20 protein-coding genes and 1 pseudogene are annotated in these 16,741 nt (G+C 73.0%); 7 read left to right on the plus strand and 14 right to left on the minus strand.

Going from position 1 to position 16,741, the window contains the following annotated elements; genetic code table 11:
• Positions 1-79: 79 nt before the first annotated feature.
• Together ACF0H8_RS12530 and ACF0H8_RS12535 are read left to right on the plus strand one after the other, a co-directional pair.
• On the plus strand, positions 80-331 hold the full coding sequence (locus tag ACF0H8_RS12530) for an acyl carrier protein (RefSeq protein ID WP_395289236.1): 252 nt from the start codon (positions 80-82) through the stop codon (positions 329-331).
• Between the two features lie 148 nt (positions 332-479).
• The gene (locus ACF0H8_RS12535) at positions 480-1,721 is read left to right on the plus strand and encodes a beta-ketoacyl-[acyl-carrier-protein] synthase family protein (RefSeq protein ID WP_395289237.1); all 1,242 of its coding nucleotides are present in this window, start codon (positions 480-482) and stop codon (positions 1,719-1,721) included.
• A 126-nt stretch (positions 1,722-1,847) separates the two neighbouring features.
• On the opposite strand, the gene ACF0H8_RS12540 is transcribed toward ACF0H8_RS12535, so the two are convergent.
• The 3 genes from ACF0H8_RS12540 to ACF0H8_RS12550 form a co-directional block, all read right to left on the minus strand.
• The gene (locus ACF0H8_RS12540; RefSeq protein WP_395289238.1) at positions 1,848-2,348 is read right to left on the minus strand and encodes a DUF3145 domain-containing protein; all 501 of its coding nucleotides are present in this window, start codon (positions 2,346-2,348) and stop codon (positions 1,848-1,850) included.
• A 140-nt stretch (positions 2,349-2,488) separates the two neighbouring features.
• On the minus strand, positions 2,489-2,977 hold the full coding sequence (gene def, locus ACF0H8_RS12545) for a peptide deformylase (protein ID WP_395289239.1): 489 nt from the start codon (positions 2,975-2,977) through the stop codon (positions 2,489-2,491).
• A gap of 29 nt (positions 2,978-3,006) precedes the next feature.
• Positions 3,007-3,669, minus strand: a complete 663-nt coding sequence (locus ACF0H8_RS12550) for an SGNH/GDSL hydrolase family protein (protein WP_395289240.1) — start codon at positions 3,667-3,669, stop codon at positions 3,007-3,009.
• Between the two features lie 75 nt (positions 3,670-3,744).
• On the opposite strand from ACF0H8_RS12550, the gene ACF0H8_RS12555 reads away from it, so the two are divergent.
• The 4 genes and pseudogenes from ACF0H8_RS12555 to ACF0H8_RS12570 all read left to right on the plus strand — a co-directional run bounded on the left by ACF0H8_RS12555 (position 3,745) and on the right by ACF0H8_RS12570 (position 5,637).
• Complete coding sequence (locus ACF0H8_RS12555) at positions 3,745-4,149, plus strand: YchJ family protein (RefSeq protein WP_395289241.1); 405 nt, start codon at positions 3,745-3,747, stop codon at positions 4,147-4,149.
• Between the two features lie 47 nt (positions 4,150-4,196).
• Positions 4,197-4,979 carry a hypothetical protein gene (locus ACF0H8_RS12560; RefSeq protein ID WP_395289242.1) on the plus strand — a complete coding sequence of 261 codons (783 nt, stop codon included), beginning with the start codon at positions 4,197-4,199 and terminating at the stop codon, positions 4,977-4,979.
• Between the two features lie 207 nt (positions 4,980-5,186).
• A pseudogene (locus ACF0H8_RS12565) lies at positions 5,187-5,330 on the plus strand (Na+/H+ antiporter NhaA); the annotation flags it as partial.
• A gap of 136 nt (positions 5,331-5,466) precedes the next feature.
• Positions 5,467-5,637: a Na+/H+ antiporter NhaA gene (locus ACF0H8_RS12570; RefSeq protein WP_395289243.1), complete on the plus strand. Its 171-nt coding sequence runs from the start codon at positions 5,467-5,469 to the stop codon at positions 5,635-5,637.
• Positions 5,638-5,732: 95 nt separating this feature from the next.
• Here the strand turns inward: ACF0H8_RS12570 and ACF0H8_RS12575 are convergent, their stop codons facing one another.
• The 3 genes from ACF0H8_RS12575 to ACF0H8_RS12585 all read right to left on the minus strand — a co-directional run bounded on the left by ACF0H8_RS12575 (position 5,733) and on the right by ACF0H8_RS12585 (position 7,664).
• On the minus strand, positions 5,733-5,951 hold the full coding sequence (locus ACF0H8_RS12575; RefSeq protein ID WP_395289244.1) for a hypothetical protein: 219 nt from the start codon (positions 5,949-5,951) through the stop codon (positions 5,733-5,735).
• A gap of 177 nt (positions 5,952-6,128) precedes the next feature.
• Positions 6,129-6,560, minus strand: coding sequence for a hypothetical protein (locus tag ACF0H8_RS12580; RefSeq protein ID WP_395289245.1), 432 nt, complete (start codon positions 6,558-6,560; stop codon positions 6,129-6,131).
• A gap of 804 nt (positions 6,561-7,364) precedes the next feature.
• Complete coding sequence (locus tag ACF0H8_RS12585; protein WP_395289246.1) at positions 7,365-7,664, minus strand: YciI family protein; 300 nt, start codon at positions 7,662-7,664, stop codon at positions 7,365-7,367.
• 291 nt (positions 7,665-7,955) lie between these two features.
• On the opposite strand from ACF0H8_RS12585, the gene ACF0H8_RS12590 reads away from it, so the two are divergent.
• Positions 7,956-8,099, plus strand: a complete 144-nt coding sequence (locus tag ACF0H8_RS12590) for a hypothetical protein (protein WP_395289247.1) — start codon at positions 7,956-7,958, stop codon at positions 8,097-8,099.
• 148 nt (positions 8,100-8,247) lie between these two features.
• Here ACF0H8_RS12590 and ACF0H8_RS12595 read toward each other — a convergent pair whose 3' ends face one another.
• The 8 genes from ACF0H8_RS12595 to ACF0H8_RS12630 form a co-directional block, all read right to left on the minus strand.
• Positions 8,248-9,186: a hypothetical protein gene (locus ACF0H8_RS12595; RefSeq protein ID WP_395289248.1), complete on the minus strand. Its 939-nt coding sequence runs from the start codon at positions 9,184-9,186 to the stop codon at positions 8,248-8,250.
• Between the two features lie 406 nt (positions 9,187-9,592).
• Positions 9,593-10,807 (minus strand): AI-2E family transporter, encoded by a 1,215-nt coding sequence (locus tag ACF0H8_RS12600; protein ID WP_395289249.1) that lies wholly within the window; start codon positions 10,805-10,807, stop codon positions 9,593-9,595.
• 61 nt (positions 10,808-10,868) lie between these two features.
• Positions 10,869-11,867 (minus strand): NAD(P)-dependent alcohol dehydrogenase, encoded by a 999-nt coding sequence (locus tag ACF0H8_RS12605; protein ID WP_395289250.1) that lies wholly within the window; start codon positions 11,865-11,867, stop codon positions 10,869-10,871.
• 8 nt (positions 11,868-11,875) lie between these two features.
• Positions 11,876-12,601: a DUF4386 domain-containing protein gene (locus tag ACF0H8_RS12610; protein ID WP_395289251.1), complete on the minus strand. Its 726-nt coding sequence runs from the start codon at positions 12,599-12,601 to the stop codon at positions 11,876-11,878.
• Positions 12,602-12,625: 24 nt separating this feature from the next.
• Positions 12,626-13,523 (minus strand): IS5 family transposase gene (locus ACF0H8_RS12615; RefSeq protein ID WP_395290874.1). Its coding sequence is split into 2 segments (ribosomal slippage): positions 12,626-13,186 and positions 13,188-13,523, totalling 897 coding nucleotides; the frame shifts between segments, so codons are not numbered across the junction.
• Between the two features lie 46 nt (positions 13,524-13,569).
• A complete protein-coding gene (locus ACF0H8_RS12620; protein ID WP_395289252.1) occupies positions 13,570-13,839 on the minus strand; it encodes a hypothetical protein in 270 nt (89 codons plus the stop codon).
• A 227-nt stretch (positions 13,840-14,066) separates the two neighbouring features.
• The gene (locus tag ACF0H8_RS12625) at positions 14,067-14,336 is read right to left on the minus strand and encodes a response regulator transcription factor (protein WP_395289253.1); all 270 of its coding nucleotides are present in this window, start codon (positions 14,334-14,336) and stop codon (positions 14,067-14,069) included.
• 42 nt (positions 14,337-14,378) lie between these two features.
• Positions 14,379-16,724: a helix-turn-helix transcriptional regulator gene (locus ACF0H8_RS12630; RefSeq protein WP_395289254.1), complete on the minus strand. Its 2,346-nt coding sequence runs from the start codon at positions 16,722-16,724 to the stop codon at positions 14,379-14,381.
• Positions 16,725-16,741 lie beyond the last annotated feature (17 nt).

Genomic DNA, 16,741 nt, shown 5'->3' on the forward strand with positions numbered 1-16,741 from the left:
GCGCCTGGTACACCGGTCCTGCCCCGACCAGACTGTCAACCGACAAACCGTAAGCATGCAAACGAAACGGAGACACCCCATGGCTTTCAGCGAGCAGGAGATCCTTGCCGGCCTGGCCGAGATCGTCAACGAGGAGACCGGGCTGCCCACCGAGTCCGTCACCCCGGAGAAGTCCTTCACCGACGACCTGGACGTCGACTCGCTGTCGATGATGACGATCGCCACGCTCGCGGAGGAGAAGTTCGAGGTGCGCATCCCGGACGAGGAGGTCGGCAACCTCAAGACCGTCCAGGACGCCGTCAACTACATCAACGGCGCGCAGAGCGCCTGACGCCCCGCGCCGCCCGGCGCCGCTCCCCGCGGCCCGGGCGGCGTGACCCCCGCAGGTGGCCCACGCCGCCCGCCCGGGCGCCCGCCACCGCGACGCCCGCCCACAGCCACGCCGGGTCCGCCCGGCACCCGAGACCAGGGAGCAGCTCATGGCACGCCCGTCCGTCGTCATCACCGGCCTGGGAACCACCAACCCCCTCGGTGGGGACGTCGCATCGACGTGGGAGGCCGCACTCGCCGGCCGGTCCGGCGTGCGGACGCTGGAGAACGACTGGGCCGAGAAGTACGAGATCCCCGTCAACTTCGCCGCCGAGCTCGCCGTGAAGCCCGACACCGTCCTCACGCGCCAGGAGACCCGGCGCATGGACCCCTCGGCGCAGTACGCCATGGTCGCCGCCCGGGAGGCGTGGGCCGACGCCGGCAGCCCCGAGGTCGACGGCGAGCGCCTCGGCGTCGTCATCGGCTCCGGCATCGGCGGCATCTGGACCACCCTCACCGCCTGGGACACGGTCACCGAGAAGGGCGCCCGCCGGGTGCTGCCGCTGACCGTGCCCATGCTCATGGCCAACTCCCCCGCTGCCAACGTCTCGGTCGCGTTCGGCGCCAAGGCCGGCGCCCACGCGCCCATCTCCGCCTGCGCCTCCGGCGCCGAGGCCATCGCGTACGGCCTGGACATGATCCGCGACGGCCGCGCCGACGTCGTCATCGCGGGCGGCACCGAGGCGGCCATCCACCCCCTGCCGCTCGCCGCGTTCGCCAAGATGCAGGCGCTGTCCACCCGCAACGACGACCCGGCGGCCGCCTCGCGGCCCTACGACGTCGACCGCGACGGCTTCGTCATGGGCGAGGGCTCCGGCATCGTGGTCCTCGAGTCCGCCGAGCACGCGGCCGCCCGCGGCGCCAGGGTGCACGCGGTGCTGGCCGGCGCCGGCATGACCGCGGACGCCTTCGACATCGCCCCGCCCGACCCCACGGGCGCCGGCCAGCAGCGCGCCATGGAGATCGCGCTGGCCGACTCCGGCCTGACCACGAGCGACATCGTGCACGTCAACGCCCACGCCACCTCCACCCCGGCGGGCGACGGCGTGGAGGCCGCTGCGGTCCGCCGCTCGCTCGGCGCCGACGCCGACTCCGCCGCCGTCTCGGCGACCAAGTCGATGACCGGGCACCTGCTCGGCGGCGCCGGCGCCCTGGAGACGGTGCTGACCGTGCTGGCGGTGCGCGAGCACGTCGCGCCCCCGACGATCAACGTCGCGCAGCTGCAGGAGGGCATCGAGATCGACCTGGTCCGCGACACCCCGCGGCCGCTCCGCAGCGGCGACATCGCCGCCGTCAACAACGCCTTCGGCTTCGGCGGCCACAACGTCGCCCTCGTGGTCCGCACGGCCTGACAGCGACGACCAGGCGCCCCTCCCCCGTCCGGGGAAGGGGCGCCTCTCTCGTCCGGTGCCCGGTGGTCGGCTCGCCGGGGTCCCGGCGGCCACACGTCGGGTCCGGCGCGCGGCGCCGGCGCCTCGTCAGCCCACGCGGTGGAGCCACCGGACGGGGGCACCCGCACCCGCGTACCGGAAGGGCTCCAGCTCGTCGTCCCAGGCCTGGCCGATGGCCAGGTCCAGCTCGTGCCGCATCCGCAGCGGGTCGGTGGCGTGCTCGAGCGCTGCGCGGATGCGATCCTCCGGCACGACCACGTTGCCGTGGACGTCCGTCTGCGCATGGAAGATCCCGAGCTCGGGCGTGTGCGACCAGCGTCCGCCGTCGCAGCCCGGGCTCGCTTCCTCGGTGATCTCGTAGCGCAGGTGGGTCCACCCGCGCAGCGCCGATGCCAGACGCGCCCCGGTGCCGACCGCGCCGACCCAGGAGAACTCGGCCCGGAACAGCCCCGGAGCGGCCGGCTGCGGCGTCCACTCCATCGTCACGCGGGCATCGAGAACCGTCCCCGTGGCCCACTCGATGTGCGGGCACAGCGCCCGGGGCGCAGAGTGCACGAAAATGACGCCGCGGGTGAAGGCACCACTCATGTCATCTCCTCCTGGTCTGTTCGAGGTGCGTCTTCCCCAACGACCTCGCGCGTGACCAGGCATGACACGTATCACGACGAACTGGGCTCATCATGCCCGAGGTCGGCGCCGAAGGCGAGCGGATACCCGCGTGTCGCCTCTCAGAGCTGCTCGCGGATGGCCCGCATGGCCTTCCTGCGCACGCCCTTCTCCAGCCGGTCGATGTAGAGAATGCCGTCCAGGTGGTCGCACTCGTGCTGCAGGCAGCGGGCCATGAGCTCCTCGCCCTCGACGACGACCTTCTTGCCGTCGAGGTCGATGCCCTCCACGCGGGCGTACCAGGCCCGCTTGGTCGGGAACCACAGGCCGGGCACCGACAGGCAGCCCTCGTCGCCGTCCTGGTACTCGTCCTCGGAGAGCGCGACGAGCCGCGGGTTGAGGACGTAGCCGATCTGGTCGTCGATGTTCCAGGAGAACGCGCGCAGGCCCACGCCGATCTGGTTGGCGGCGAGGCCCGCGCGGCCCTCGTCGTCCACGGTCTCGAGGAGGTCCTCGACCAGGGACCTGACGCGAGCGTCGATCTCGGTGATCTCCTCGCACGGGGTGCGCAGGACGGGGTCGCCGACGACTCGGATGTCACGCATTGCCATGAGGTCATCGTCCCACGTCCGCGAGGTGGTCAGCGCCCGGGTCCGTCACGCGCCGGGGCGAGCACGGCCTCCCGGACGGCCTCGCCGATCACCCGGGCCCCGGCCTCCGTGGGGTGCAGCCCGTCGGACGCCATGCCGGGCGCGAACCGGTCGCCGTCGCGCAGGCCCGCCGGCGCGTCGACCCACTCCCAGCCCCGCCGGTCGGCGAGCTCCCGCAGCGCCGCGTTGAGCTCCGTGGCGCTGCGCGGGTCGGCGTCGATGGGCGGCACCGCGGAGAGCAGCACCCGGGGAGCGCCGACCGTCTCGACGATCTCGGCGAGGTTCGCGGCGGTGTCCTCGAACGGCACGCCGGTGCCGGCGTCGTTCGTCCCGGCGAGGACGACGAGGACGTCCGCCTCGACCGGCGTGACGCCGTCGGCCATCTGCGCGGTCGTGGCCCCCCACTCGGCCCACCCGCCGGCGAGGGCGAGCTCCCCGCCGGCGGCGTGGAAGACCCACGAGCCCGGCCCGGGGTCTCCCCCGGCGAGGTCCGGGCTGTCGGCGGCGGTGATGGAGTCACCCACGGCGGCCATCCGGACGGCCCCGGCGGACGTCTCCCGCGGCATCGGCGCCGACGCGTCCCCGGGCGTGCCGGGCGTGCCGCACGCCGCGAGCACCGCCACGGCGGCCAGCCATGTCGCACGCCTCCTCATGGCGCGAGGCTAGCGGGCGGCCCCGACCGGGTGCCCCGCGGAGCCGGAGGGCTCGGCCCTCGCCACAATGGACCCATGACCGCACCGGACGACTCGCGCTGCCCCTGCCTCTCCGGCGAGACCTACGGCGCGTGCTGCGGGCGCTTCCACGCCGGCCTGGCAGCCGGCGGTCCGCACGCCGCCACCGCGGAGGCGCTCATGCGCTCGCGGTACAGCGCGTTCGCGGTGGGTGACGCCGCGTACCTGCGCGGCACCTGGCACCCCAGCACCCGCCCGGACCACCTCGAGCTCGACGACGTCACCTGGCGGCGTCTCGACATCGTCCGGGTGGTCGCGGGGGGCCCGTTCGACGAGGCCGGCGTCGTCGAGTTCGTGGCCCACTACCGCTCCGACGCCGGGATGGGCCAGGTGCACGAGGTCAGCCGGTTCGTGCGCGAGGACGGCCGCTGGTTCTACGTCGACGGCGACCAGCCCGGATAGGGCGTTGCGGCGCGCCGGGCGGCGGTCCGGCTCGTACCGTCGTCTTTGTGCTCGTCCATCTCGTCGCGGACTACGGCTTCGGTGACCTGGCGGCCGCGGAGGTGCGCTCGCGCCTCGCGGTGCACCTGCCCGGCGCCGACGTCACGTACACGCCCGTCAGCCCCTTCGACACGGTGGCCGCGGGCTTCTGCGTGGGCCAGCTCGCCCTGGGCGGCGGCCCGGCCGAGTGCCTCGTCTACCACAACGTGGCCCCCCGCGAGGACCGCACCGAGCCGCGGCCGGACAACGAGGGAGAGCCGCTCCTCGCCGCGCGGCTGACGAACGGGGCGCACGTCGTAGGCGTCGCCGCCGGGTGCACCTTCGCGTTCGTGGCGGCGGAGGTCGAGCACCTGCACGAGGTCGCCGTCCCGCCCACCGGGTCGCAGTTCCGGTCGCGCGACGCCTTCCCCGAGCTCCTCCCCCGCCTCCTGGCCGGCGACCGCTCCGTCCTCGCGGCGGCTCTCGACCCCGCCCGGCTGCCCGCGGTCCCGGACCGGGCGGTCGCCTACGTGGACGGCTACGGCAACCTCAAGACGACCTGGCGGGAGGCGCCGGCCGAGCCGGGCACCTCGGTGCGGGTCCGCGTGGGAGCGATCGAGGCGGACGCGGTGGTCGGCGGCGGCACCTTCGCGGTGCCGCCCGGCGCGCTGTCGTTCGCGCCGGGAAGCTCGGGGTGGGTCACCCGCGACGGCGGCCGGGTGCGCTGGTACGAGCTCCTCATGCGCGGCGGCAACGCCGCCGCCCTGTTCGGCTTCCCCACCCCTGGCACCCCGGTCCGCGTGGTCGGGTAGCGACTTCCTCGCCACTCCGGCGGCGCCCACACCCAGGAGGAGCAGTGGCAACGAGCGGTGCCGCCCTCGCGGGCCAGACGACGCCGGCAGCTGTCGGCGCAGCTGTCCGCACCATCGCGCCGCTACCTGCGCGCCGAGTCCGGCGGCGCGGCCCTGCTGGTCGCCGCCAGGGCGGCGCGGCGGGTCAAGGCGTTCCGGCAGTCCCCGATGCCCGAGGTCGGCCGCTCCCCGCAGGAGGCTCTCACGCGGGCCGTGTCCGTCAACGAGCGGATGCAGCTGGTGCTGCACCCGTGGGCCAGCTACGTCGTCGTGCCCCTCTTCGCGCTCGCCAACGCCGGCGTCGACCTGCGCGGCGGGCAGCTCGCCGAGGCCCTGAGCTCCGCGGTCAACTGGGGCGTGGTCGCCGGCTCGTCGCGGGGAAGCTCCCGGGCATCGGCGTCGGTGCGCTCGGCGCGGCCCGGCTCCGCCTGGGCCGGCTGCGCAGGGCGTGGGGCCCGGGCAACCGCTCGGCGGCGCCGCGCTGTCGGGCATCGGCTTCACCGTGGCGCTCCTCATCATCGGGCTCGCCCTCGACTCGCCGGACCTCCAGGAGCAGGCGACGATCGGGGTCCTGATCGCGATCGGGACCACCTGCGGGGGCCGTCCACCGCACGGCTGACGCTCGGTGAAGTACGGCGACCTCGAGTGCCCCTTCTGCGGCCGGGCGACGGGCGTGGAGCGCGAGGTGCGAGGGCACTTCGGGCCGGACCTGCGTTACGTCTTCCGGCACCTGCCGCTGCCCGACGTCCACCCGCACGCCGAGCTCGCCGCCGCCGCGGCGGCGGCCGCCGGCGCCCAGGGCCGCTTCTGGGAATGCACGCCGTGCTCTTCGCGCACCAGCACCAGCTCGAGCTCGAGGACCTCGCCGGCTATGCAGCGGACCTCGGGCTCGACGTCGAGCACTTCCTCCGGGACGTGGACGAGCATCGGCACGCCGCCCGGCTCCGGGAGGACGCCGCCAGCGCCGAGCCAGCGGGGCGCGGGGCACCCCGACCTTCTTCGTCGGCGCGCGCAGGCAGGTGGGCCCGTACGACGCCGAGACGCTCATCGCCGAGCTGGAGGCCGACCGCGACGGCTCGGCAGGGTAGACGGCGCTCGGCCCGGCAGGGGTCAGCGCGTGGCGGAGCGGACGGCGGCCACGACCCCTGCGACCAGCAGGGCGAGCAGCAGGAGCACCAGCACCACCGGTGCGAGGAGCAGCAGCAGCACCAGCCCGAGGACGATCGCGACCTTGAGCTTGCCGTCCAGCCCCTGCCAGGCGCCCTTGAGGCCCGCCAGCACCGGGTTCCCGCCGCTCACCGCGGCCTCGACGCCCTGGGTCACGGCGGTACCCACTGCGCCCTGGGGCTCGGTCACCCCGTCGGCGATCTCCTCGACCTCCTCGGTCACGTCCTCGGCCACGCCCTCCAGCCGCCCGACGACCTTGCCGACCCGTCCCGACGCCCTCGTGGCGGCGTACCCGGCCGCGGCCCGGAGCAGGTTGCCGAGGCTGGCGCCCAGCGTCGGACCGGACGGCGCGGCGGGGGCGTGTGGTGCGGTCATGGGCGGACCTCCAGCTCTCACGGTACTGCGGCCACCGGGCGCGGGCATCCCGCGACGGTGACCACCGTCGCGGTGGTGCTGCCGCCCGGGCGCCGGGCTTCCCCGTCCGGGGGCTGGGCGGCCTGATCGGCAGCACCGGCTCGCCACGAGCCCCGCGCCGCGGCCGTCCCGCAAGCCGAGGAGGTACATCACCGCCGGCCGGAGGCTCCAGCTCGGCCGGCAACGGAGCCTCAGCGGTCCAGGCGCGCACGGTGGCGGTGAAGAGGTCGGGCGCCTCGACGTTCCAGGCGTGGCCCAGCCGCGGGGCGTACCGCCCCTGCGCAGTCGGCCTGACCTCCGGGATCGCGATCACCGCCTGCTTGATGACCGTGGACTCGTCGCCGCTGGCCATGACCAGCGTCGGCGTGCGGGCCCGGCGGAGCGGGGGCGGCAAGCGGAAGCGGGCCACCTCGGTGGCGATGCGCCGGTACCTCTCGGGGGACATCGCACGCAGGTTATGGGTGAACGCGGCGCGGGCGTCCGGCGGGAGCCCCGGCGACCGCGCCTGCGCGTCGACGAGCCCCCCGGCTCCGCGTGACCGCCGAGGTGAGCCAGAGCTGCGGTCGCAGCAGGTACCGACGGGGCCAGGGCTCGGCGGTGACACCGCTGATGACGACCCGATCGAGCGGGAACCTGTCTCCACCACATCCAGCCGCTCGCACCGACGCCGTGCAGGAGGACGCCGCTCGGTGCACCCGGCTGCCCCGATTCTTCCGCGTGGAGCGACACGGACGGCCCCGTCTCGAGCTGCGCGGCAAGTGATGCTCAGGGCCGGACGATTGCGTCCACCATGGGGTGGAGCTCGTAGCTGAAGCCCGCGGTGGAGCCGATCGCCGGGTCGTTCTCCGCGATGCTACGAGCGGACCCTTCGTCATCCACCTCGAGGACGGCGATCCCGTAGGTGCCGCTCGGGTCCAGGACAGGGCCGTACGCGACCGCCGTCCGGGCGTCGTTCAATCCCGCCCAGTACCTGAAGTGGGCCTCCATGATCTTGCCCTCGGCCTCGGTCATGTCCCCGGGGAAGGTCGGGCGCGGCGGGATCAGCTTGTAGAAGTAGTGGCCCATCGATCTGCCTCACTTCCTGGGGGTGGAGGTCTCCGCCGCCTCGCGCTCGGCGGGGCGGATGTGCCCTCGTTTTGGAGCGTAGGCCTGTCCGGCCGTCGTGGTGAGCACGTTCGGGGTGGGAGGTCGAGTGTTCGCCCGGGACCCCGCCCACGGTCCAGGAGCGGCGTGCCAGCATGACATGAGCACGACCAGGGTCAGCCGTCACGTGGCCGCGCCGCGAGCGAGGGTCTACCGCGCACTCGTCGACGCGGAGGCGATCGCCCGGTGGAAGGTCCCGGCGGGAGCTGCCACGTGCACGAGCTCGACGGCCGCGAGGGCCGGTTCCGGATCTCCCTCACCTACGACGCACCGGACCGAGCGGGCAAGACTACGGCGCACGCCGACACGTACCACGGCCACTTCGTGCGGCTCGTGCCGGACGAGCTGGTCGGCTGACGTGCCCTCCCCGTGAAGACGCGCAGTCCGCGATCCACGCCCGTTCAGGCTCCGGCCCACGATCTCGCGACGACGCCTTCCGGAGCTTCGCCGATTCAAGTCGGTCAAGGCGGACACCACCCGTGTCCATGACGGCGATGAGCAGCCTCTAGAGACCGGCGGGGGTCAGGACGAGACGGGCGAGGATGGCGGCTGAGGCGCTTGACGCGATGGTCACGACCCGCGCGAAGGTCGCCTCGTTGAACGGCCACTCCTGGATGCGCTCGGCGCGTTTCTCCAGCGCCTCGGCGGCGCCGAGGAGTCCGGACTGCTGCTGGAGCATCTCAAGTGTCGGCTCGTGCTGCACCCGTCGGTACGCCTCCTGGTACAGGAGCCGGGCACGATCGAGCTCGCGCCGTTTGACGAGGACCATCTGACGGTGCACGTCCCGCAGGGACAGGAAGAACAGCACGAGGCCGACGGCCAGCACGATCGTCCCCACCAGGGCGCCGGGCCGGTCGGTGTGCGCGGTGAGAACGAGCGGTCCCACGCTGCCGAAGAGCATCCAGAACGCGGTGAATGCCACCTCCCCCACCGACCGCAGGTCCAGGCTCCGATCGCCGTGGTAGCCCTGGAGCGTCAGGTGCCCGCGCCCGAGACGGACCAGTCCGGCCTGCAGGACCAGGTAGGCCCACAGGGCGGTGCCCAACGGGATCCCGATCACCAGCCAGGTGACGCCTTGCAGGATCGCGGCCGCCGGCTCGCCGCGCAGCGCCTCGTCCAGCGGCAGCACGATCCCGACCGCCAGCACCAGGCCGATCGGTCCTGCGACGCTGTCGACGCCGCGGAAGAGCCTCTCGACGTCCGGCGCGTCTTGGTCGACCACGTTCGACAGGTCCAGCTGGAGCCGCCGGAGCTCGCGAGAGATCCGCGCCGCGCCCCAGAGGGACAGCAGCACCGCGGAGGTGACCGCGACCCGGTTGAACACCTCGGCCGCCGGGACGCCGGTCGCGGCCCACGGGGCCGCGCCTGCCACCACGATGGCGGCGACGTTCAGCCACGGCACAGCGGCCCACGCGATCACCCACACCTGCCGGGGCCCGGGCATCCGCGCGAGTATCCGCTCGGTCAGCGGCCCCCCGGGCGGGCGTGCGGCGCCAGGGCTCGCCACAGCCGCCTCGTCGGACTCGGTTCCGACCCCCGTCCGGCCCGTCGGCGGCGAGCCGCGGCGGTCGATCGGCTGTATCGCATGGCGTGGCCACCCCGAGCCGCTCGGTCATCCCTGGTTGATCACGTTAGGCGCCGTGCGTCCTCCACACCATCCGCGTGAACGTCGGCCACGACGGGCTCACGGGCGCGGCCGGCTTCGCCACCACCGACGACGGCGCGACCTGCCTAGCCACCCTGCGGCTCGCCCAGCACCGGACAGCACCGACTCCTCCGCCACTCGCTCCCGCCACCGCCGGCTCGGTGCCCGGGTCCGCGGCAACGGAGCCCGCGGAGCGGCACGCGGCTCAGCCGCTGAGTTCCGCGGGTTTCGTCGCGGTGTCGGGACGGGTGGCCCACCATTCCTTCACCGCGGCCCAGGCCACTGCTGTGATCGGCACGGCGAGAAGTGCGCCGACGATGCCGGACAGGATGGTGCCGGCCGTCAGGGCGAACAGGATCACCAGCGGGTGAAGGGCGAGCGCCCTGCCGATCACGACGGGCGCCAGCAGGTCGCCCTCCAGCTGGTTCACCGCCACGACCACCGCCACGACGATGAGGGCTGCCACCGGACCGTTGGCAACAAGGGCGATGAGTGCGGCGAGCACACCAGCGAGGGTGGCTCCGACAAGTGGGATGAACGCGCCGAGGAAGACGATCGTCGCGAGGGGCAGGACGAGCGGGACGCCGATGATGAGCAGGGCCACGCCGATGACGACGGCGTCCACGAGGGCAACGATCGCCGTCCCGCGCACGTAGCCGCCGAGCACGTCGACCGAGCGGCGTCCGACGTGCCACGATCGTTCCCGGGTCCGCGCGTCCAACGGCTGGAGGAGGAAGGCGAAGATCCGTCGGCCGTCCTTGAGCAGGAAGAACAGCACGACGACGCCGAGCAGCAGCCCGGCCACGGCCTCGAAGGCGGCCGTGGCACCCGCGACCGCGCCGCCCCGGACCTGCTCGCTGGTGAGGAAGTCGGTGACGGCCTGCCGCGCTGTCCTCAGCTGCTCGTCGGTGATCGCCAGCGGTCCCTCGAGCAGATAGGACTCCAGCTCGTCGAGACCCGTCGTGGCGCCCTCGATCAGCTCGTCGGACTCGCGGTTGATCCCGCGGCCGACCAGCCACAGCACCACCGCCAGCCCGCCGACCCCTGCGATCAGTGTCGTCCAGGTGGCCACGGCGTCGGGCCAGCCCTTGCGCCGGAGGAACCGGACCACCGGGCTGAGGGCCGCGGCCAGGACGATCGCGATCAGCAGAGGGATCACCAGCACCTTGAGCTCGCGGAGAGCTATCACGGCGCAGGTGATGAGGGCGAGCACCAGCAGCATCTGCGCGCTCCGGACAGCCGCCATGCCCAGGCCGTCGCGCCACGGCCCCGGGCGCGCACGCTCGTCCCCCGACGAGGCGGTCGCGAGAGTCTGCGGGCTGCCGGGGACCGGAGCGATCACGGCGCCCGCGTCGTCCTGCCCGGCAACCAGAGGGTGAGCGGACTGCGTGCGCGAGACGCCGCTTCTGCGCCACTTCATCCGCACAAGATTCCACGGGTGCAGCGGCTCGGCACCCGGGGTCGTGCGGCCGGGCCGAGACTCATCCCGTCCGCCAAGCACGACCGGCAGAACGCCGGTCGACGAGGCCCGTCAGCACGACGTTGCCTCTCTTGCGCCCCGTGTCGACGAAGGCGTGCGCCTCGGCGATGTCGGTGAGGTCGAAGGTGCGGTCGATGACCGCGCGGTAGCGCCCGGACTCGGCCAGCTCGACCAGGTGGGCAAGGTCCGCGGCCCGGTACCTGCCGACGCTCGCGGTGACCAGCTTGCCGCTCCTTCGGCTGCGGCCCGACGCGCGCAGCACTCCTTGCAGGTCGGCGATCACCTGCAGCAGCGCCCCGCCCGGCTCGACGCAGGCCTCGAGCCGCTCGAAGGGCACGTTGCCGACGCAGTCGACGATGACGTCGTAGGTGGTGGCCTCGGCGGTGAAGTCCTCGGTGGTGTAGTCGATCACCCGGTCGGCGCCCAGGGAGGTCACCAGGTCCCCGTTGGCGCCGCTGCAGACGGCGGTGACGTGCGCGCCCGCGTGCTTGGCGAGCTGTACGGTCGCCGTCCCGACCGCGCCCGACGCCCCGTTGACGAGCACCGCGGCACCCGGCTCGAGCGCCACCTGGTTGAGGAAGCCTCGTGCCGTGATCCCTCCGAAGACGAGCGTCACGGCCTCCTCGAAGGTCATGGTGCGGGGTTTGGCGGTGATGGCGCCGTCCTGCGGCACGCGGGCGTACTCGGCGTGAGCGCCGAACCTGTCGCCGAGCATCGCGATCACCTCGTCCCCGGGTGCGAACCTCGTGACCTTCGCGCCGACCGCCTCGACCACGCCTGCGACGTCCATGCCCAGCACCCGGTGGCGTGGTCGGAACAGCCCGATCCCGACCGCGGCCAGCATCCCCAAACCCTTCGGGACGTCGCGGCTACGGGCGCGGTGGTCGGCGGCGCTGACCGTGCTCGCGTGAACCCTGACGAGGACGTCATCGGGGCCGAGGGACGGCCGGGGCACCTCCTCGACCCGCACGACCCGCGGAGCGCCGAATCGTCGGTACACCGCGGCCCTCATCGGGCGGGTCCGGCCAGGTCGGTGGCGATGGGCGAGGGCCTGAAGCCCCTGGCGACCAGGTAGACGCCAAGCGAGAGCTCCCAGAGCGCGATCGGGAGGACGGCGACCGCCGCCAGCACGGACACCGGTCCCCACAGGCCGAGCACCGTGGCGGCCTGGGAGGCGAGGAGCAGCGGTGCCCCGATCAGTCCGACCAGGGGCAGAACGCGCGGCACCAGGCCGGACCTGTACAGCAGGGAGCCGAGCAACAGGGCGTTGACGGCGGGAAGGATGCCCTGGCCGAGCCGGAACAGCCAGTCGTACTGGGCGACCAGCGCCTGGCCGGTGACCAGCGCGTCGGCTCCAGCGCCGGCCTGCCGCAGGCTCACGATCGTCAGGAGGCTCGCGACGCCGGCGAAGATCGTGGCGGCCTCCAGCACGCGCGCGCCGACGAAGGCCAGCGCGACCCCCTCGTTCTGCCTCTTGACCACCGGGTACAGCGCGACGGCAGTGCCGATGCAGGCCAGGGCCACGATCGTCTCGAGGAGGCCGCCGAGGAGGGCCGCACTGTCGGGGCCGGGGCCGGCGATGTAGCCCGGACCCTTCACCGGGCCGTAGAGAGCGAGGGTCGGGATCGAGACGAAGGTGAGCAGGTAGAGCCCGCCGGCGACGAGCGCGGTCTTCCGCGCTGCGCTCATCGGGACTCGCTCCCGTGCTGCCGGGGTGCGGGCGGTGGTGATCATGTCGGTCTCCTCGTGGATGGTGGGCTAGGGCGTGTCTCTTAATGCCTTGAGCCAGATGGTGATCGCTCGCAGGACGACGCCGCCGCGGTAGGTCAGCGCGAGCTTGTCGTAGCGGGTGGCCAGGGCGCGCCACTGCTTGAAGACGTTGAAGGAGCGTTCGACGACGTTGCGCCGCTTGTAGGCCTCTTCGTCGTAGGTGACGGGCCGGCCGCCCTTGGACCCGCGACGTTTGCGGTTGGCGATCTGGTCGGAGCGTTCGGGGATGACGGCCTGGATGCCGCGCCGGCGCAGCAGCGCCCGGTTCGCCCTGGAGGAGTAGGCCTTGTCGGCCAGGGCCCGCACCGGCGTGGTCCGGGCCCGCCCAGGACCCAGCCTGGGCACTCTCACAGAGTTCATCAGGTGCTCGAACATTGGCGAGTCCCCGCCCTGCCCTGGCCCGAGCACCATCACCAGCGGGCGCATGTTGCCGTCGCAGACGTGGTGGATCTTCGTGCTCAGTCCGCCGCGGGAGCGGCCGATGGCGTGGTCAAGCGGCTCCTCGCCGGGTTTCATGTAATTCGACAGCTCCCCCTGTGTCCCTCGGGAGGTTCGTGGCGTGCTGGTGGGCACGGTTGATCGTGGAGTCCACCGACACCTCCCAGTTGACCAGTCCCGCCGCATCCGCCTGCGCGAGCAGGGCGGTGAGGATCTTGTCCCAGGTCCCGTCGCCGCTGAAGCGGCGGTGCCGCTTCCACACCGTCTGCCACGGGCCGAAGCACTCGGGCAGGTCCCGCCAAGCGATCCCGGTGCGGTAGCGGTAGACGATGCCCTCCACCACCGCGCGGTGGTCCCGGAACCGCCGTCCCCGACGGCCCTCCGAGGACGGCATCAACGGCTCGATCAACTCCCACTGGGCATCCGTCAGCACGGCATAACGTGACACCACCGCAGCGTTTCAGTCCACCGGCCCCACTATTGGGAGACACGCCCTAGCGGGGCCCGGTGGTGGGCGCTTCGGGCTCGTCGGCGTCGACCTCGGTGACGGACAGCAGCGGCAGGCCCATGTCCCGGACCTTCTGCAGCACGCCGTGCAGGGCCGCCTGGTCCGCCAGCGGGCCGCGGATCACGGTGGTCCCGTCGTTCTCGCCGGTCAGGCGCAGACCGTCGAACCACGCGGCCCACCCCGAACCGAGGTGCCCCCTGACGCGGATCTCGTACCCGGCTGGCTGGTCGTGACTTCCGGTCGACGAGCCGCTCATGGTGCTCCCCCTGCTCTTGGCCGCCGTGTGGACGGGGGCCGACGGACCTTTCGACCGCAACGTAGGAGCGGACCTGATGAGAGCGGATCACCACATGTGGTGATGGGTGTGGTGAACCTCGGCCAGCAGATGGCGGGCGCGGCGGGACGGGTCCAGAAGCACTGGGGTCCGGAGCATCTGTTCGCCTGCCGGGACAAAGCGTCGCCAGGGGGGCGGGACGCGCCGGGTTACGACAGCTCGAGCTCCGCAGCCCGGCGGACCGCGGCCCGACGGCTGTTCACACCGAGCTTGGCGTAGATGTTCTTGGTGTGGGTCCGCACGGTGTTCAGCGACACCACGAGCTCGCGAGCGATCTCCGGGCCGTTCAGGTCCGTCCGGAGCAGCCGCAGCACCTCGAGCTCCCGCTCGCTCAGGGGGTCGACCAGCCCCTGGCCGGCTGGGGTGTCGTTCCCGGTGCTGGTGGCGACCGCCCGGAGTCGACGGACGTAGCCCGTCACGCTCCCCTGCTTCGCGAGCGCGCTCAGCAGCGAGGCCATGGGCTAGCCCTGATCGACGAACACCCGGACGTAGCCCTCAGGCTCCGCGAGCGCTGTCGCGCGTCGCAGCGAGGCGAGCGCAGCAGGGACGTCCCCCCGCGCCCGGTGGGCGAGCGCCTGCACCACCAGGATCTCGATGACGCTGCCGGTCCTCCCGCCATCTTCCGCCGCGCGCAGGAGTCGCTCCAGGAGCCGGGCCGCCTCGTGAAGGGAGCGCTCCTCGCCCTCTGCCGCGGACCGGGCCAGGAGCACCCTGGCCAGGGTGATGTGCTCGAACTCGCGAAGGTAGGACGGGTCGTCCTCCACCGAGAGGCCTCGGTCACGCGCCCAGGCGAGCGCTTCGCCGACCCTGCCCTGCGCGATCCACACCCGCGCGCGCAGTGCCGCGATAGGGCGCCCGTCGGGGAACATGTCGCTCGTGTACAGGCCCTCTGCCTCGTCGAGCAGCTCCAGTGCGCCGGCCAGGTCGCCCTGGGCCTGAAGCACCCGGGCCATCGCCACCCGCCAGCGATGCCGGTTCTGCGGTAGGCCGGCATGCTCGCCCAGCTCCCGGCTGGTGACCAGGTGCCGCAGCGCGGCATCGAGCTCGTTGCGCTCGCAGAGCGGGCCGCTCATGCCCACGTGCATGTCCGCCGCCCCCCTGAGCGCAGGCGCGCCCTGGGCGGTCGCCACCCTCAGCCCCCGCTCGTAGCAGCTCATCGCGTCGTGGAGACGTCCCTGGGCGACGCGGATGTCACCCAGGGCGATGGCGCACCCGAGCGTGTCGGAGTGGTGCCCTGCCTTCGCCAGGCTCGCCACGGCCTCGGACCACCAACGGTGCGCTGCATCGAGCTCGCCGGTCGTCCAGTACGCCAGTCCGAGCAGGCCGGCTGCCGATCCTCGCTCGACCGCGTCGTCCTCACCGACGAGCTCGAGCACACGCCGGGCATGCGTCATGGTGCCGAGCACGTCCCCGCGCACCCTCGCCTGCGCCGCGCGATAGACGGCGATCTCGAGGCTGACGGTCCGCATGACCGCGTCGTCCACGACGACGCCCGCACCGGACGAGGACGAGTCCTCCGCCTCCATCGTCGTTTCCAGCCATCGCTCGGCGTCGCGCAGGCGCGTCTCCACGCCCTCCAGCTCGCCGTACATGAGCAGGGTGCCCGCATGCGTCAGGCTCAGTACGGGCCGGATCCGGATCAACGCATCGGGAAGGGCCTCGAGCCAGCGGCGCAGCGTGGCTTCCTGCCGGTCCTGGCGCATCGCCGGGACGGCCAGCTCGACGAGGTTCGCCGCCCGCTCGAAGTCCTTGCCGGCCATCGCGTGACGGATCGCCTCGGACGGTTCGCCGTTCTGCTCGTACCACTCGCTCGCCCGCCGGTGGAGCTGAGAGACGTCGTCGGGCTGCTCGTCCAGCAGGCGCGCCTGCAGCACGTCCGCGAAGAGATGGTGATACCGATACCACCGGCGCCGATCGTCGAGCGGGACCAGGAACAGGTTCCTTCGATCGAGAGCCTCCAGCATGGCCTTGCCGCCGCCGCGGCCGGTGACGGCATCACCGAGCGAGCCGTTGAGCCGGCTCAGGATGGAGGTCTGCAGCAGGAAGCTACGCACGTCGTCGGGCTGACGCTGCAAGACCTCCTCGACCAGGTAGTCGACGATGTAGCGGTCGTCCCCGGCGAAGCCCTCGATGAAACCCGCTACGTCCTCCCGGCCCTGCAGCGACAGCGCCGCCAGCTGGAGCGCGGCGATCCACCCTTCGGTGCGCCCCTCGAGCGCCGCCACATCTGGCGCCGTCAGCACCAGCCCCATCTGCCCGGTGAGGTACTCCGCGGCCTCGTCGCGCGTGAAGCGCAGATCGGCGGCGCGGATCTCGACGAGCTCGCCGCGCCCGCGCAGCCGCGACAGAGGCAACCCGGGGTCGGCACGGCCGGCGATCACCAGGTGGATGTGCGGGGGAAGGTGCTCCAGCAAGAACCCCATCCCGTCGTGCACGTCCCGAGAGCTGATGACGTGGTAGTCGTCGAGCACGAGCACGACGTCGTGCGCGACGGCGTGGAGGTCGTTGAGCAGTGTCGCGAGGACGGCGTCGACCTGCGAGGGCGAGGACTGCAGGAGGGCGAGCGCACCTCCACCGACCCCGGGAGCCGCCGTCTCCAGCGCGGCGACCAGGTACGTCCAGAACAACGCCGGATCGTTGTCACGCTGGTCGAGCGAGAGCCACGCCACGGACCGGCCATCGGCGGGAGCGGTTGCCAGCCACTCCGTCAGCAGCGTCGTCTTGCCGAACCCGGCTGGAGCCGACACGAGCGTGAGCGCCGGCTCTCCCCCACCGCCCAGGCGCTCGATCAGCCTCGGACGTGGCACCAGGCCGCGTCGGAGCC

Source organism: Georgenia sp. AZ-5 (genome assembly GCF_043952095.1).
Lineage (GTDB): Bacteria > Actinomycetota > Actinomycetes > Actinomycetales > Actinomycetaceae > Georgenia.

Excerpts from the sequence above, each read along its gene's own strand:
- ACF0H8_RS12620 (WP_395289252.1), bottom strand. The coding sequence starts at position 13,839 with ATGAGCGGCTCGTCGACCGGAAGTCACGACCAGCCAGCCGGGTACGAG.
- ACF0H8_RS12550 (WP_395289240.1), bottom strand. The coding sequence starts at position 3,669 with ATGAGGAGGCGTGCGACATGGCTGGCCGCCGTGGCGGTGCTCGCGGCG.
- ACF0H8_RS12585 (WP_395289246.1), bottom strand. The coding sequence starts at position 7,664 with ATGGGCCACTACTTCTACAAGCTGATCCCGCCGCGCCCGACCTTCCCC.
- ACF0H8_RS12555 (WP_395289241.1), top strand. The coding sequence starts at position 3,745 with ATGACCGCACCGGACGACTCGCGCTGCCCCTGCCTCTCCGGCGAGACC.
- ACF0H8_RS12580 (WP_395289245.1), bottom strand. The coding sequence starts at position 6,560 with ATGACCGCACCACACGCCCCCGCCGCGCCGTCCGGTCCGACGCTGGGC.
- def (WP_395289239.1), bottom strand. The coding sequence starts at position 2,977 with ATGGCAATGCGTGACATCCGAGTCGTCGGCGACCCCGTCCTGCGCACC.
- ACF0H8_RS12595 (WP_395289248.1), bottom strand. The coding sequence starts at position 9,186 with ATGCCCGGGCCCCGGCAGGTGTGGGTGATCGCGTGGGCCGCTGTGCCG.
- ACF0H8_RS12610 (WP_395289251.1), bottom strand. The coding sequence starts at position 12,601 with ATGATCACCACCGCCCGCACCCCGGCAGCACGGGAGCGAGTCCCGATG.
- ACF0H8_RS12600 (WP_395289249.1), bottom strand. The coding sequence starts at position 10,807 with ATGAAGTGGCGCAGAAGCGGCGTCTCGCGCACGCAGTCCGCTCACCCT.
- ACF0H8_RS12540 (WP_395289238.1), bottom strand. The coding sequence starts at position 2,348 with ATGAGTGGTGCCTTCACCCGCGGCGTCATTTTCGTGCACTCTGCGCCC.
- ACF0H8_RS12535 (WP_395289237.1), top strand. The coding sequence starts at position 480 with ATGGCACGCCCGTCCGTCGTCATCACCGGCCTGGGAACCACCAACCCC.
- ACF0H8_RS12530 (WP_395289236.1), top strand. The coding sequence starts at position 80 with ATGGCTTTCAGCGAGCAGGAGATCCTTGCCGGCCTGGCCGAGATCGTC.